Consider the following 14906-nt stretch of genomic DNA (forward strand, 5'->3'; position numbering starts at 1 on the left):
CGGGCGGCCAAGTCGGGCCGCAACCCCTCGGCCCAAATATTTAAATAATGGGGGGGGGGGGGGGGGCGCGGCCCCGGGGGGGGGGGGGGCCCCCCCCCCCCCCCACCACCCGTCGATCCTGCTCAGCTGTCACACAGCCGTATGTCAGTAGGCCCCGAAGACGTTGTCGATCGAGCCGTACCGGTCTGCGGCGTAGTTGCACGCGGCGGTGATGTTGGCGACCGGGTCGTAGCTGTCGGTCGACGTACCGGGCACGTGGTAGGCCTCGAAGGTCGGGTCGATGACCTGCAGGAGGCCCTTGGACGGGATGCCCGCCGCGGCGTTCGAGTCCCAGTTGTTGATGGCGAGCGGGTTGCCCGAGGACTCACGCATGACGTTGCGGTGGATGCCGTCGTAGCTGCCGGGGATGCCGTGCTCGGCCATGACCGCCAGCGACTCCTTGATCCAGCCGTCGAGGTCGTTCGTGTACGCGGCCGGCTGGGCCGCGGGAGCGGCGGCAGGCGCGCCCTGTGCGGCGAGCTTCGTGCTCGTGCGCTCCGAACGGTCGGCACGGTCGGCGCTCTTCTCGGCGCGGTCCGAGGCTCCGGAGGCCTTGGATTCGGCCTTACCCGCCTTCGCGGCCTTGTTCTCGGCCTTGGCGCCGATGGTCAGCTTCAGACCGGGGCGAATCAGATCGGGGTTGTCTCCGACAGCCGCGCGATTGTCCTTGTACAGCTCCTGCCAGCCACCGCTCACGGAATGTCCGCGGGCGATCTTGGCGAGGGAGTCACCCAAGATCACGGAATAGGTGACGGGCGCGGACTTCTTGGCCGCAATTCCCTTTACGGACGCGGCAGTCGACGTCGACGCCTTTTCGATGGCGACCGGCTGGGCCGGTGCTGCGAAGGCGCCTGTCGCACCGATCACGGGGAGGGCCAGAGCGGCTCCACCCGTGCTCACGGCGATGATGCCGCGGGTCAGCGAACTGGTCCTGGAACGACGGTGCTTACCCTTTGCGGGCATGGTGAATTCCTCTCCGTCGCCTACGAAGTGAGCTGTCGGGTTCGGGCTGGAGATGCCCGGTCGCACGCGAATGCGACTTCACCCCGAGCCGATCCGGTTACCGGATCGGCGCTTACCTGGGTCCCCCGCTCCTGCCGTACGTGAGTGGTCGGGTTACCGGACGGCGGCAGGATTCGGCGTTCCATCCGGAGTGAGGGTGACCGTAAGCGAGAAATACCGAAAGGAACAAGCCCTGAATTGGTGATCACAATTCATTGACAAGATCGATTGACGGAAATTCATGTAATCGACCCCACACCGCGAAGCCAACTTTGTTGGCGCACAAGGGAACCGGCCGACGGCTCACGACGTCGTCGGCGCGACAGGTGACGCTGGTCACGGAGTCCGATAAGGGCGATTTGCTCTGTGGTGAAAGATCACAGGCCGCACGATATGAGCCTTATGAATGACGGGATTAATCCCGAAAAACGACCAAATCAGGCATACAGCTCATTAGTGGTGCTCCTGGGCATACTGCGGCCGTCCGTGTGGAACCGATCCACGCATGACCGAAAGCGCGAGCCCTCGCCCCTCGAACCCGCCGATCACTGTCCTGGCCGTCCAGCCGGGAGATCCGCCGTTCCGCATCGTGGAGATCAACGGAGAGATCGTCGGCAGAGCCACGGCGATGACGGACGTGCTCTTCATCGCCACTGCGGCCGGCATCACCGTCCATGACCTCGACGACCCCGCCACGGTGCGCTGGGTGGGCGGCGACAAGCTCACCTGGCGGCCGCGCTGAGCAGCGGACCACCATCGCTCGCGCTCGGGACGCGGAGTTGCCCACGCGCGTGGAGCAGGCGCCCAGCGTCGATGGGGCCGGACCCCTGTCCCGTCCGCGCGCCATGGGCGCCGGCCTCTGCTGCGACGCACGGCGCGCAGACCCGATGACCGAGTCCGGGACTGCCGCCGCACGGAGTTCATCACCGAGCTGAGCGGCATCCGGGAGGAGCGCGCCGCCCTCAGCCCATCAGCCCGGCGGCAACGGTCGCTCCCAGTTCCCAGCACGCCTCGATGTCGGCTTTGCCCGGCTCACCCGTCACCGTCACGACGTCGGCCGTACGGCGCCAGCCCAGGCCCGTCGTGATCGACTCCATGGCCCGCAGGGCGCCGGTGACGTCGCTGCCGCCGTGCACGTAGTAGCCGAAGGGCCGGCCGCGCGTCGAATCCAGGCACGGGTAGTAGACCTGGTCGAAGAAGTGCTTGAGGGCGCCGGACATGTAGCCGAGGTTGGCCGGGGTGCCGAGCAGGTAGCCATCGGCGGCGAGCACGTCGGACGCGGTGGCGGAGAGCGCCGCGCGCCGTTCGACCCTGACCCCTTCGATCTCCTCCGTCGTCGCACCGGAGACGACGGCTTCGAGCAGCGCCTGGCAGTTCGGCGAGGGTGTGTGATGCACGATCAGCAGAGTGGCCACACCCAGGAACCCTGCCGCCCCGGCCCGCCGACCGCAAGCGAGGCACGCGCCGACGGTCCGCACCCCTGGGGGAGAGGGTTCCCGGAGAGTGCGATGGCGCGGCGGGCGCGCGGAGGGCGCTGTGCAGTTCGGCCGTGTCGCTGACCGGGCGGGTCCAGCGGAAGGCACCGGCAGGACCTGAGCGTCAGGCGGTCGCCGGTTTCCCCTCCGGCGACGCGAGCCCCAGCGTGCGGATCAGGTCGCGCATGTCCGTCTCGTACAGCTTCGCGGGATCCACGACCTGGTGGCGCAGGTGTCCGTAGACCTCCAGCGCGAGGAGCCCGTGCATCCGGCTCCACACGCGCAGGCAGAGCGCGACCGCCGCGGGCGGCAGGTCCGGGAAGGATTCGCGGGCCATGGCGACCAGGCTCGGCCGGAAGTCGGACCACTCGTAGTCGCAGCCTGCCCGGGTCGCTGCCGCCTGGGGCCATGCGGCGGCGACCAGGCCGAGAAGCACCGCGCAGAGCCGGTGCTCCGCTTCCTGGGCGGCACCGGCCTCCGGGGGCGTGTGGCCGGGCACCGGGTCCCCGTAGACGAGTCGGAACTCCTCGGGGTGGGCGATGGCCCACCTCCGGTAGGCGTGTGCGTGGGCGAGCACCTTCTCGGTGGCGTCGCCCGACGGCACCGCCGCGTGCGCCGCCTCGAGCACGTTCGCCAGTGAGTCGTAGACATCGGCCGTGAGGGCGGTGATGAGGTCGTCACGGCTGGCGAAGTAGCTGTAGACAGCACCTGCCGTCATGCCCATCTCGCGGGCGATGGCCCGCAATGCGATGGAGGCCGGACCGCCGGCCGCCATGTGCCTGAGCGCGATCGTCTTGATCTCGGACGTGGTCTCCGCCCTCAGTCGGGCTCGCCGGCTCTGCGTCGCTTCTCCCATGTGTCAGAGCCTAACAATGTTGAGCTACAGCACGCCGTGCAAATATTGAACGCCGTGTAGTAACGTCGAAGCGTTCAGAGAGCTTCATGAGCTCGGATCAGCGGGGGGCGAGCGCGGCCTTCCGAATGCCCCGGGCTGCCCACCCAGCCGTACCCGGTCACCCAAGTGGTTAGGAAGCCAAGTCGTGGTTGATACCGTCCCCCGGACCCAGCAGCGGACCGGGCCCGTGCTCGCCCTGCTGGCGTTCGCCCAGTTCATCGTCGCCGTCGACTACAACATCGTGTTCGTTGCGCTTCCGGAGATCGGCAGCGCACTCGGCTTCACCTCCCAGTCCCTGCAGTGGGTCGTCAGCGCCTACGCAGTTGCCTTCGGTGGATTACTGCTCTTCGGCGGCAGGGTGGTCGACCGCCTCGGCGCCCGCCGCATGTTCATCCTCGGTCTCGTGATCTTCGGTCTCTCCTGCCTCCTCGGAGGCTTCGCGGAGAGCCCCGAACTCCTGGTCACCGCGCGTGCGATCCAGGGCTTCGGCGCGGCACTGCTCACGCCGGCAACCCTCACCCTGATCAACACCCGCTTCGCCGAAGGCCCCGAGCGCAACAAGGCTCTCGCCGTCTGGGGCGCGTGCGGCAGTGGTGGTCTGGCTGCCGGCGCACTGCTCGGCGGCGTGCTCACCGAGGCATGGGGCTGGGAGTGGGTCCTGTTCGCCCTCGTCCCGCTCGCCCTCGTCGCGGCCGCAGCGGCACCTGGCACCCTCGCACCGGATGAGCGCACAACCGGCGACCGGGGCGGCTTCGACGCCTTGGGCGCCATCCTCGCGACCGTCGGCTCCTCACTGCTCGTGCTCGGCCTGGTCAGCGGACCGGAGGCCGGCTGGAGCTCCCTGCGCGGCGCGGGTTCGATCGTCGCCGGTGCCGTGATCCTCGCGGTCCTCATCCTGGTCGAGAACCGGACCCGGAGCCCGCTCGTCCCGATGCGGCTGTTCAGCAATCGCAGCCTGGTGACCGCGATCCTGATCATCCTGGTCTTCCAGAGCGCCCTCGGCGGCTCGTACTACATCTTCACCAACTACCTCCAGGTCGTGCTCCATTACGACGCGCTGGAAGCCGGGCTCGTCTTCGTACCGCTGACGATCATCTCGATGGGCGCCTCGCTGAAACTGGCCGGGACGCTGCTCGGCACGTGGGGCCCGCGGGCCACGCTTTTCATCGGCATGGCCGTCAACGGCGTCGGAATGGTCGTCCTGGCCGTCTCCATGTCCACGGGCGCGCCCTTCTGGTCCCTCGTCCCCGGCCTGATCATCTGGGGAGTCGGCGGCGGCGTCACCTTCCCGGCCATGTTCGTCTGCGCCGCGTCCGGAGTCGCCCCGCAGGAGGCGGGTATCGCCTCGGCACTGGCCTCCACATCCCAGCAGATCGGCGGCGCCGCAGGCCTCGCGCTGCTCATCGCGCTGGCGACCGCCGGCCTGTCCGGGGACGCCCCGGCGGTCGCGGACGTCGCCGACGGCCTGCGCACCGCGATGTGGGTCGGCGGTGCGGCCTCGATCATCGGCGGTCTCCTCGCCTTCACCCTGAGGAAGCCGGGAGCGCCCGCGCCCCAGCCCCTCGTCGAGGCGCCGAGCCCGGCGATCGACGAGGTCGGAGCGCGCAGCAGCGGCTGACGCCTCCCTCGGACGGTTCATGGCCGGCGCCTCCCCCGGCACCGGCCGTGAGCCCTTATCCTGTTCAGCCACCTCCTCCCGCCCCGACTTGGTGAACTCATGTCTCAGCAGCACACACATGACGACGACTCCTGGATACGGCGCTTCGCGGCCACCGCGCAGAGCACGGCACAACTCGTCTGCTTTCCGCACGCGGGAGGATCGGCGGGATACTTCCGTCTCCTGGCCCACGCCCTCGCACCCGGGATCGACACACTGGCCATCCAGTACCCAGGGCGTCAGGACCGGCACGGGGAGCCGCTCCTCAACAGCGTGAGCGAGCTGGCGGACGCCTCCTTCGCCGTCCTGCGCCACCGGCTCGAACCCCCCTTCGCCTTCTTCGGCCACAGTCTGGGTGCGGTCGTCGCCTTCGAGGTGGCCCGCCGGTTCGAGGAGCAGACACAGCACGGGCCGGTACGGCTCTTCGCCTCCTCCCGCCGGGCGCCGTCGGTCGCGCGCGAGGGGACGGTCCATCTCCGTGACGACGACGGCCTGGTCGCGGAGATCGTGCGGCTCGGCGGCACGGACCGGGCCGTTCTGGACGACCCCGAGATGCGACAGCTGATCCTGCCGGTCGTACGGGCCGACTACCGCGCGATCGAGACCTACACGGCATCGCCCGGAGCACGGCTCACGTGTCCCGTCTCCGTGTTCGCGGGCGCATCCGACCCGGTGGCCTCAGCCGCGGACGTGAGGGCCTGGGAGGCGCACACCACGAATGGTACCGACACGCAGGTGTTCGAGGGCGGCCACTTCTATCTCGACCAGCATGTCCCCGAGGTCGCCTCCGCGATCGTCGGTGCGCTGTGAGTTCACCGGGCTGTGCGCACCCGGACGGACGCGGACCGGCTGTTCAAAGCCGGTGACGCCGAACCGGGCCGGTTCTGCCGCGATGCGGAGGTTCGCACCCCGGAGGTCTCTGCGTGAAGCGGCAAGTGATGGCGCACCACATGATGCTCGCTGTTCCGGCCGGCCGGACAGAAGCCGGGCTACCGGTCTCCGGCGGCCGGGCCGAACGTGCCCGGTGCGAGAGCAGCCAGCAGGGAAGTGACCACGAGCTCGGTCGAGGCCGCCATGTCCACGGCCTCGGGTGCGAGAAGCCACTGCACCTGGAGGCCGTCCATGACGGCGATGATGGCGTTGGCCGCGTTCGCGGCTCTGTCCGCATCGTGTTCGGGAAGGTCGCACGCCTCGCTCAGGGCGTCGGCCACGAAGGTGCGCAGCCCCGTGTAGCGGTCGCGGAAGTAGGCCTGGGCCGGGTGGTCGTCGGTGACGGATTCGGCCGACAGCACGGCGTAGAGCCGGACGATCCCTTCCCGTTCGGCGTTGCGCAGCGCGGTGTCCACCAGATGGCGCAGGAACTCCAGGCCCTGGGGCCGGTCGGCGCCGAGCTGCTCGATGTCCGTCTGGTCGCGCAGTTCGAGGACGCTGGTGAGCAGGAGCGCCTTGGAACGGAAGTAGTGCAGCACGCCTGCCTGGGTCAGGCCGGCCCGGTCCGCGATCTCCGCGAGCGAGGCGTTGTTGTAGCCGCGCGCGGCGAAGGTGTCCGTCGCGATGTACAGGATGTCCCGCTGCCGCTGCCGGGCTTCCGGGCTTCGCGGAACACGGGGCTTCGCAGGACGCGCCGGTCCGCCCACTGACTGGTTGCTCACCGGCACACCCTAAGCCCGTCCGGTGACCCCACGGCGATCTTCACGTCTTGAGGAAAGTCCGGGCAGAGCACTTACTAACCACTTAGTGGGTGTGCTTCTATGTCGCCGTCTCCCCCACGAAATGCCGACGACACGGCGGGAAGGACGTTCATGCCCTTCTTACGCACAGCGGTCGCACCTTCCGACCGGGAGCCATTGCGGCGAGACCCGTCCGCTCACCCCCACCCCGGCGTGCCGGGGTGCGACAGCCGGCCGCACCACCCCGTCAGGTACCGACCGAAGGAGAGCCGCACCATGCCATCTCGCAGTCCCCTCAGTCCGCGGACACGTGCCGCAGGCGCCGCCCTCGTCCTGGCCGTGACCGCAATGGGCCTCACCGGCACCGGCACGGCGCAGGCCGCCGATCCGACAGCCCAGGTGTGGGTCACCACGGCCGACGGCAGCAAGAAGCTGTCCGCCGAAGGCAGCGTCCCGTTCACCGGCACCCCCCAGTCCGTCGACATACGGATCGACGGCAACAACAGGAACCAGAAGTTCACCGGTGCGGGCGCCTCGGTCACCGGTGCCTCGGCCCGCCTCGTCCAGAGCCTTCCGCAGGACAAGCGCACCGCACTGATGACGTCACTGTTCTCCGCCGGCGGGGACGGCATCGGGCTCAACTACCTGCGCCAGCCGCTCGGCAGTACCGACTTCAACGCCACCGGCGACTTCTACACCTACGAGGACACCCGCGGCGCCTTCTCCATCGACCGGGACAAGGCGGAGATCATCCCGGTCCTGAAGCAGGCCACCGCGGTCAATTCCGCCATCCGCTTCATGGGATCACCCTGGTCCCCGCCCGCGTGGATGAAGACCGGCAACTCCCTCAACGGCGGCAGCCTCAAGACCGAGCACTACCAGGCGTACGCCGACTACCTGGTCGCCTCGATCAGGGCCTACGGCCAGCAGGGCATCACCCTGACCGACCTGACCGTGCAGAACGAGCCCGAGTTCGCCACGAGTTACCCGTCCATGAGCATGACGTCCTCGGAGCAGGCCGACTTCTTCAAGGTGCTCGACCGCACCCTCACCTCGGCGGGCCTGCCCACCAACCTGCTGGCCTACGACCACAACTGGGACCACCCCAACTACCCGGTCGAAGTCTTCAACGGCACCCAGGGAATCAGCCGCGTGATCGGCGCCGCATTCCACTGCTACGGCGGCACGCCCTCGGCGCAGCAACAGGTGGTCGACGCGGGCAAGCGCGTCTTCTTCACCGAGTGCTCCGGGACCGAGAGCGCCGACCCGGGCACGACTTTCCGCGACACCCTCCAGTGGCACGCCGAGAACCTCGTCGTACAGAACATGCGCAACGGCGGCGAGACGGTCATCAACTGGAACCTCGCCCTCGACCAGAACGGCGGCCCCCACCAGGGCCACTGCACCAACCGGTGCAACGGCATCGTCGACATCGCGAACGGTAACGTCACCCGCAACGCCGAGTACTACGTCCTCGGCCACGTCACCAAGTTCATCAAGCCCGGCGCCACCCGCATCGGCTCCACCAGCCAGGGCGCCGGAGGCGTCCAGAACGTCGCCTTCCAGAACCCCGACGGCACCCGCGCCGCCTACGTCGTCAACACCGCAGCCGGCGCCCAGCGCTTCTCCGTGACCGACAACGGCAAGTCCCTCGCCTACACCCTCCCCGCGGGGGCGGTCGCCACCTTCCTCTGGAGCGGCGACGGCGGGACCACCGAGCCGCCCGTCGGCTCCATCGACCCGAGCACCTGGTACCAGGTCAGGGGCCACAGCGGCGCCTGCCTCGACGCCGCCGACTGGGGCACCGCCAACGGCACCGGGCTCCAGCAGTGGGCCTGCGGCAACGGCACCAACCAGAGCTGGCAGTTCCGGCCCACCACCGACGGGAACTACCAGGTCGTCAACCAGCACAACGCCAAGGTCTGGGACGTCGACGGCGGCGCCGGCGCGACCGCGGACGGCACCAGGGTCCATCTCTGGAGCTACGAAGGGGGCACCAACCAGCAGTGGCGGCCCGAGGCCGTCGGCTCGGTCGGCGCGTATCGCTTCACCGCACGCCACAGCGGCAAGTGCCTGACCGTGAACGGCTCTTCCGCCGCCAACGGTGCCGCGCTGTCACAGCAGCCGTGCAACGGGTCCGCGGCCCAGGCGTTCACCCTGAGCCACTGACACGGCGGCCGGGATCGCGCAGGGCCCGGTCCGGCGGGACCGGGCCCTGACGTTTCACCGCTGCCTCAGCCCGCTGTGATCCGCAGGATGCCGGTGACGGTTCCCTGCAGGTAGGCGCCGTCCGGTGCGACGGTGCCGGCCATCTGCAAGGTGTCGTACAGGGCGCCGACACCTATCAGCTTGCTGCGCAGGACTCGTCCCGTGGCCGGGTCGATCTGTGCATAGCGGTACGGGTCGAGCAGGCTGGTCCCCTTGGTTCCGGGAATGACCGGGTCCCGCAGCACCGTATGCAGTTTCCCGTCCGCGGTGGAGAGTTTCGGTACGGCGGCGGAGCGCAGCGTGTTGTCCCAGACAAGGTCGCAGCCGCTGCCGTCGGCCCGGACGTCCACCCTGCTCAGTCCGCCTGCGAAGGGTGCCGATGCGGGCACGCTGTCACCCGCGCCCTCGGGCACGGCGGGGTAGGGATAGCCGTACGTGCCGGCGACGAAGACGCTGCGGTCCGCGCCGACGGGTGAGTTCTCGCTACCGGGGCCGCTCGACGCGAGCAGCACCGGGACCGAGCAGACGGTCTCGCCGGTCGACGTGCGGTAGACCTCCAGCCTGACCGACGTGTCGGCGTTGTCGACGATGGTCACGTAGTCCGTACCGTCGGTGGGTCCGAAGAAGGTGGGCGTGGAACCGCTGCCCCGGCTCAGCAGGCCGGGCTTACGGGCCTGGCCCCGGTCGTACGCCTGCCGCCAGGAAATCCGTGGGGTGCCGTCGGTGGACGCCGTGAGCAGGTAGGTGGCGTGGGTGGTGGTCACGGCGGTGCCCTGGGGCGCGGTCGAGATGCTGTTGGCGACCCGCTCACCGGCAGGGAGCGCCACGGACCTCACCGTCCCGGTCCGGTCGTCCGCGGTACCCACGACGCCGCCACCGGTGGCGAACCAGACGCGCCCCTGCCAGTCCGGCGAGAGCCCGGTGACGGCATCGTCCGCGGGCACGGCCGAGCCGAGCGGGAGGCTGCTGTCGACGGTCAGCCGCCAGGAGCCGGCCGCGTCCCGGTGGTGTCCGATGCGCAGCAGGGAGCGGCTGCCGTCGACGACGACGAGCCGGTCCTCGTGGTCGATGTAGGCGTAGACGCCGCCGAGCAGCGAGCCCTTGGTCAGCTGGAGCGAGGTGAGGGAGACGCCGGTGTGCGGATCGAGGAGATGGACGGTGGGCACCTGGCCCAGAATCGGCGTGCACAGCGCCACTGGGTGGTCGTCGGCGCCGACAAGGACGGTGGGGCAGGCGGAAAGCAGTCCGTTCAGCTTGCCGGAGAGGCTTCCGGGCCCCGGGCCTGCGAGTGGAGTGGTGTCGGAGGAGCCGGTGTCACCGTGCATGGTGGCGGTTCCGCGCGGACCCGCGTACGGGTTGGCCGGCAGTACGGACCTGGTGTCGGCAGCCGGAGCCGCGGTGCCGGCAACGGCCGGTGTGCCGGAAGCGAGGATCGCCGCGGCAAGCAGTGCTGCGGGCGCCGAGAGACGCCGTACGCCGGAACGCCCGGTGGTCGAGGGCATGGTGGTGACTCCATTCCATCCTGCTGGTTGTCGTGTCGGCGTGCCGTGTCCGCCGTACCCCCGGCTCCCGCTCCGGCGCCGGAGTCTCTGCGAGGTCCTGCCGATCATCGCGCGCGGTCCGGCCCCCGGACCATGCACGGGGCATGAAGAACGTGTTGCGGCCTTCGGGGGCGACGGGGCGCAGCCGTTGGCCTCTCGGCCTGCGAACGTGTCCTGTTCGGCGTTCAAGTTCCCTATTCTTGGGGCGAACTGATCATCCAAAGCTTCATGCCCCCTGGAGTTCGCAATGTCCCGACCGGAGAACCACGACACCGCACTGCACATCGACACCAGCAAGCCGCACCCCGCGCGGATGTACGACTGGTTCCTCGGCGGCAAGGACAACTACCCGGTGGACGAAGCGATGGGCCGGCAGATGCTCGCCGTGGAGCCCGGCGTCCCGGTGATGGCGAAGGTGAACCGGGCCTTCATGCACCGTGCCACGCGCTGGCTGTCGGACCAGGGCATCCTGCAGTTCCTCGACATCGGCACGGGGATACCCACCGAGCCCAACCTCCACCAGGTGGCCCAGGAGGCCGCGCCCGCCACGCGGGTCGTCTACTGCGACAACGACCCGATCGTGCTCGCCCATGCCGAGGCCCTGCTGAGCGGCACTCCGGAGGGCAGCATCGACTACGTGCAGGCCGACGCACGTGATGTGGACGCCATCCTCGAACACGCGGGCAAGACACTGGACTTCAGCAAGCCGGTCGCGCTCTCGCTGATCTCGCTGCTGCATTTCGTCTCTGATGAGGGCGGGGCCTACGAGCTGGTGAGCCGGCTGACCGACGTGCTGGCGCCGGGCAGCTACCTGGTGATCTCGCACCTCACCGCGGACTTCCATCCGGAGGAGGCACGCAAGGTCGACGAGATGTACAAGGCCAACACGCTCACGCTGGCACCGCGCAACCGCGCCCAGTTCGCCGCGTTCTTCGAGGGGCTCGAGATCGTCGAGCCCGGCATCGTGGCCGCCGAGGCGTGGCACCCCGAGCTCGGCGACCCGATCCCCGGCCAGGAGGACATCGTCAGCGCGGGTTACGTGGCGCTGGGTCGCAAGTCGTAGCTCTCCCCTCCGCGGCGGCGGCCGACCGGGCCGGGGCGGTGCCCGGCGGTGCCGCGACGGCGGCTGCCCGGCCCCGGCGGGGTACGGGCTGGAGACCCGAGTCGGAGATTCGCCGGCAACTGCCACCGAATCTCCGACTCGGGTCTCCAGGACTTCCGCCCGTTCTGGGACGCCTTCCCGGACGCGCAGGTCGCGGTCGAGATGCCGCCGCCGTGGGCGAGGTCGGCTCAGCCGCCGTTCGGGACGGAGCGGATCCGGCGGTCCCCTCGGCCCCGGACACTCAATGAGCCTGGAACACCGAGCCGATGAACTCCGTGAGGAGCCGCTCCTTGAGCGGCCCCGGAAGCGCGTCGAGCAGCACCAGAACAGGGGCCATCCTGCCCGGGAGCCCCGAACCGCCGTCGAGCCCCGCGAAGGCCAGGACGGCAGCGATCTCGTCCGGACCGAGCGTCTCCGGGTCCAGTCCGGCTGCGAGCTCCGCGAGCCCGGGGTCCACGGCGACCGGCGGCAGCGCCCGGGCGGCCCGGAGCGCGGCCGCGAGGTCATCGAGCAGCGCGTCGACCTGCCCGACGGTGGCCGGCGTCAGGGTGAGGTGGAGGTTGGGCGGCAGGCCGTCGAAGGAGAGCTGGGGCTGCAGGTACCAGCCGCGGTCGCGCATCTCGTCGGCGAGGTGGAGCAGCAGGCTCAGATCGGGGTCACCGTCCACCGGCCCGCTGTGGACGGTGAACGCGACGAGTCCGGCGGCCGGTTCCCCCAGCACTCGTACGCCGTCGGTGCCGCGCAGACCCGCCAGCAGCCGGTCCGAAGCCTCGGCGACGCGGCCGGCCAGCGCGGTGTAGCCGTCCTCGCCGACATGCTGGAGGACCGCCCACGCCTGGGCCAGCAGACCGCCTGACTTCGTGCCCTGGACCGTCGGGTTGACGACCGGGTAGCCCGGCCAGCCCGCATGAGCGAAGTACTGGTACCGGCGCAGTTCGGCATCCCGGTAGAGGACGACGGAGGCACCCTTGTCGGCGTACGCGTACTTGTGCAGGTCGACGGAGAGCGAGGTGACCCCGGGAACCGACAGGTCGAACGGCTGCACCTCGCGTCCGGCGCGCCGCAGATAGGGCAGGAGCCAGCCGCCGATGCAGGCGTCGACGTGGCACAGCACTCCGCGCCGGGAGGCGGCCTCGGCGATCTCGGCCACCGGGTCGATCACTCCGTGTGCGTACGAGGGTGTCGAGGCGACCACGAGCGCGGTGCGGTCGGTGATCGCCGCGGCTACGGCATCGGCGTCGGCACGGAAGGTGACGGGGTCGACGGGGACGACGACCGTCTCCAGGCCCAGGTAGTGGGCGGCCTTGTGGAAGGCGGCGTGAGCTGTGGCCGGGAGGACCAGTTGCGGCGCCGTGATGCCTCGTACCGAACGCGCCTGGTCCCGGGCCGTCTTGACGGCGAGCATGATGCTCTCCGTCCCGCCGCTGGTGAACGTGCCCTGGGCGCCGGGTGCGCCCAGCAGCGCCGCGACGGCCCCCACCAGGTCGTTCTCCAGTCGTGCCACGCTCGGGAAGACGGTCGGGTCGAGCCCGTTGACGGTCGCGTACGCCGTGTACGCGGCGGCGGCCAGTTCGTCGAGGCCGCCCAGGCCCGCGTCGTAGACGTAGGCGAAGGTGCGCCCGCCGCGGGTGGGCGCGTCGGCTTCCCGCAGGACGTGCAGCTCGGCGAGCACCTCGGCCGCGGAACGGCCTGCGGGAAGGGCACGGGTGGGTTCAGTCGACACGGTCGGTCTCTTCCTGCTGAGGTACGGACTGCGGGGGTACGGGCCGCGGGGGTACAGGCCGCAGGGGTGTCGCGGACTGCGGGGGTACGGGCCGCGGGGGTACAGGCCGCAGGGGTGTCGCGGACTGCGGGGGTACGGATTCGGTGCGGTCCTCGCGATAGCGGTGCAGCAGCCACAGGCTTGCTCCGGCGAGTACGGCGGGCAGCACGCTCATGCCCATGGTGATGCCGGTCATGGCGGCCTCGGGCTGGGCCACCCGGTGTTCGGCGTCCGAGGAGCGGAACCCCGTCACCGCCAGGACGAGCGCGAACACCCCCGCGCCCAGCGCGAAGGCCAGGGTCTCTGCGGCCGTCCACAGTCCGGTGAAGGTCGCGGCCCGCCGCTTGCCGGTACGGGCGACATCGGCGGCGAGGGTGTCCGCGAGCATGGTCAGCGGCAGCAGCTGGAGCCCGGCGTAGGCGACACCGATGACCACGACCGCCGCGTAGCCGACAGCCGGTCCTGCCGCCGGAGTGAAGGCGAGCAGCACGGCTCCGGCGAGGAAGAGCAGGGACGCGCACCACTGGGCCCCCTTCACTCCGCGCAGGCGGGCCAGCCGGTTCCACAGCGGCATGACGAGGACGAGCGGTCCGATCAGACAGGCGAACAGCGGGGTGACCGCGGTGGGTGACCCGAGGGTGTACGTGGCGAAGTACTGGACTCCCGCGAGCATCACGCCGACGGCGAGCGCCTGCAGGGTCCACATACCGGCCAGGAACAGGAACGGCCGGTGGGAGCGGGCGGCGGCCAACTGGGCCCGGAGCGAGGGTTCGGCCTCGCTCCGGGCCACGGCGGGGGCCCACCGGGTGGTGAACCAGGCGCCGAACATGCCCAGGGCGAGCAGGACGGCGACGGCGATCCCCATCGTCCGGTAGCTCGAAGGACTGTCGCCGTCGGCGTGGGCGATCGCCGGTGCGAGCGCCCCGGACAGCAGGATCGCGACGCCGAGGAAACCCACCCGCCAGCCCAGGATCCGGCCACGTTCGTCCGGGTCCTCGGTCATCTCGGCGGGCATCGTCACGTACGGCACCTGGAAGACGGCGTACGCGGTGGCCGCCAGGAGGAACAGCACCGCCACGTATCCGGCCGCGGCCGCTCCCCGCAGCGGGGGCGCGGCGAAGATCAGCGCGAAGAGCGGTGGGAGGGTGCAGGCGCCGATGAGCAGGAACGGACGGCGTGGTCCGCCGCGCAGCCTGCTGCGGTCGGACACCGCGCCGACCAGCGGGTTGATCAGGACGTCCCAGGCCTTCGGCAGGAAGACCGCCGCCCCTGCGACCGCCGCGGGTACGGCGAGGACGTTGGTGAGGTAGTAGAGCAGGATCAGGCCCGGCACGGTGGCGAAGGTGCCGGTGCACAGGGAGCCGAGCCCGTATCCGATACGGACCCGGCGTGGCAGGCGCGGACCCGGTTCACTGTCCGCACGGATGTCTGCTGGCATGCCGCAGATCATGAACGAACGTTCGAGCAGGCGGCAAGGGGTACGGATGACGGCATCATGAACTCCGGCGTCCCGTGCTCCCTGCCCGGGACACACGAGCCCGTCGTTCCGGAGACA

General features: G+C 70.1%; 12 protein-coding genes and 1 riboswitch. Of the genes, 5 read left to right on the plus strand and 7 right to left on the minus strand.

The window, feature by feature from the left end; genetic code table 11:
• Positions 1-144 precede the first annotated feature (144 nt).
• On the minus strand, positions 145-1002 hold the full coding sequence (locus ABZS61_RS33270) for a LysM peptidoglycan-binding domain-containing protein (protein ID WP_356429753.1): 858 nt from the start codon (positions 1000-1002) through the stop codon (positions 145-147).
• 4 nt (positions 1003-1006) lie between these two features.
• Positions 1007-1191, minus strand: a riboswitch (cyclic di-AMP (ydaO/yuaA leader).
• A gap of 355 nt (positions 1192-1546) precedes the next feature.
• Between ABZS61_RS33270 and ABZS61_RS33275 the strand changes: the two genes are divergently transcribed.
• Complete coding sequence (locus ABZS61_RS33275) at positions 1547-1783, plus strand: hypothetical protein (RefSeq protein ID WP_356429756.1); 237 nt, start codon at positions 1547-1549, stop codon at positions 1781-1783.
• A gap of 220 nt (positions 1784-2003) precedes the next feature.
• Here the strand turns inward: ABZS61_RS33275 and ABZS61_RS33280 are convergent, their stop codons facing one another.
• Together ABZS61_RS33280 and ABZS61_RS33285 are read right to left on the minus strand one after the other, a co-directional pair.
• Positions 2004-2456, minus strand: a complete 453-nt coding sequence (locus ABZS61_RS33280) for an NAD(P)H-dependent oxidoreductase (protein ID WP_356429759.1) — start codon at positions 2454-2456, stop codon at positions 2004-2006.
• A gap of 184 nt (positions 2457-2640) precedes the next feature.
• Positions 2641-3372, minus strand: coding sequence for a TetR/AcrR family transcriptional regulator (locus ABZS61_RS33285; protein WP_356429762.1), 732 nt, complete (start codon positions 3370-3372; stop codon positions 2641-2643).
• A gap of 184 nt (positions 3373-3556) precedes the next feature.
• Here ABZS61_RS33285 and ABZS61_RS33290 point away from each other — a divergent pair, with 184 nt between their 5' ends.
• Entirely contained in the window at positions 3557-5029 is a 1473-nt protein-coding gene (locus ABZS61_RS33290; RefSeq protein WP_356429765.1) for an MFS transporter, read from the plus strand.
• 99 nt (positions 5030-5128) lie between these two features.
• The gene (locus ABZS61_RS33295; RefSeq protein WP_356429768.1) at positions 5129-5878 is read left to right on the plus strand and encodes an alpha/beta fold hydrolase; all 750 of its coding nucleotides are present in this window, start codon (positions 5129-5131) and stop codon (positions 5876-5878) included.
• A 179-nt stretch (positions 5879-6057) separates the two neighbouring features.
• On the opposite strand, the gene ABZS61_RS33300 is transcribed toward ABZS61_RS33295, so the two are convergent.
• Positions 6058-6720, minus strand: coding sequence for a TetR/AcrR family transcriptional regulator (locus ABZS61_RS33300; RefSeq protein ID WP_356429771.1), 663 nt, complete (start codon positions 6718-6720; stop codon positions 6058-6060).
• A 294-nt stretch (positions 6721-7014) separates the two neighbouring features.
• On the opposite strand from ABZS61_RS33300, the gene ABZS61_RS33305 reads away from it, so the two are divergent.
• Entirely contained in the window at positions 7015-8907 is a 1893-nt protein-coding gene (locus ABZS61_RS33305; RefSeq protein WP_356429774.1) for an RICIN domain-containing protein, read from the plus strand.
• Positions 8908-8972: 65 nt separating this feature from the next.
• Here the strand turns inward: ABZS61_RS33305 and ABZS61_RS33310 are convergent, their stop codons facing one another.
• Positions 8973-10448 (minus strand): hypothetical protein, encoded by a 1476-nt coding sequence (locus tag ABZS61_RS33310; RefSeq protein ID WP_356429777.1) that lies wholly within the window; start codon positions 10446-10448, stop codon positions 8973-8975.
• Between the two features lie 286 nt (positions 10449-10734).
• Here ABZS61_RS33310 and ABZS61_RS33315 point away from each other — a divergent pair, with 286 nt between their 5' ends.
• The gene (locus ABZS61_RS33315) at positions 10735-11550 is read left to right on the plus strand and encodes an SAM-dependent methyltransferase (RefSeq protein ID WP_356429780.1); all 816 of its coding nucleotides are present in this window, start codon (positions 10735-10737) and stop codon (positions 11548-11550) included.
• Between the two features lie 280 nt (positions 11551-11830).
• On the opposite strand, the gene ABZS61_RS33320 is transcribed toward ABZS61_RS33315, so the two are convergent.
• On the minus strand, positions 11831-13312 hold the full coding sequence (locus ABZS61_RS33320) for an aminotransferase class V-fold PLP-dependent enzyme (protein WP_356429783.1): 1482 nt from the start codon (positions 13310-13312) through the stop codon (positions 11831-11833).
• On the minus strand, positions 13302-14789 hold the full coding sequence (locus tag ABZS61_RS33325) for an MFS transporter (protein ID WP_356429786.1): 1488 nt from the start codon (positions 14787-14789) through the stop codon (positions 13302-13304). Before ABZS61_RS33325 ends, ABZS61_RS33320 begins: the two co-directional genes overlap by 11 nt.
• Between the last annotated feature and the right edge of the window lie 117 nt (positions 14790-14906).

This window comes from Streptomyces sp. NPDC005566 (genome assembly GCF_040605575.1).
In the GTDB taxonomy this organism is placed as follows: Bacteria; Actinomycetota; Actinomycetes; order Streptomycetales; family Streptomycetaceae; genus Streptomyces.

What these genes read in the sequence shown, in the direction of transcription:
- ABZS61_RS33270 (WP_356429753.1), bottom strand. Translation starts at nt 1,002, where the DNA reads ATGCCCGCAAAGGGTAAGCACCGTCGTTCCAGGACCAGTTCGCTGACC.
- ABZS61_RS33275 (WP_356429756.1), top strand. Translation starts at nt 1,547, where the DNA reads ATGACCGAAAGCGCGAGCCCTCGCCCCTCGAACCCGCCGATCACTGTC.
- ABZS61_RS33285 (WP_356429762.1), bottom strand. Translation starts at nt 3,372, where the DNA reads ATGGGAGAAGCGACGCAGAGCCGGCGAGCCCGACTGAGGGCGGAGACC.
- ABZS61_RS33295 (WP_356429768.1), top strand. Translation starts at nt 5,129, where the DNA reads ATGTCTCAGCAGCACACACATGACGACGACTCCTGGATACGGCGCTTC.
- ABZS61_RS33305 (WP_356429774.1), top strand. Translation starts at nt 7,015, where the DNA reads ATGCCATCTCGCAGTCCCCTCAGTCCGCGGACACGTGCCGCAGGCGCC.
- ABZS61_RS33310 (WP_356429777.1), bottom strand. Translation starts at nt 10,448, where the DNA reads ATGCCCTCGACCACCGGGCGTTCCGGCGTACGGCGTCTCTCGGCGCCC.
- ABZS61_RS33315 (WP_356429780.1), top strand. Translation starts at nt 10,735, where the DNA reads ATGTCCCGACCGGAGAACCACGACACCGCACTGCACATCGACACCAGC.
- ABZS61_RS33325 (WP_356429786.1), bottom strand. Translation starts at nt 14,789, where the DNA reads ATGCCAGCAGACATCCGTGCGGACAGTGAACCGGGTCCGCGCCTGCCA.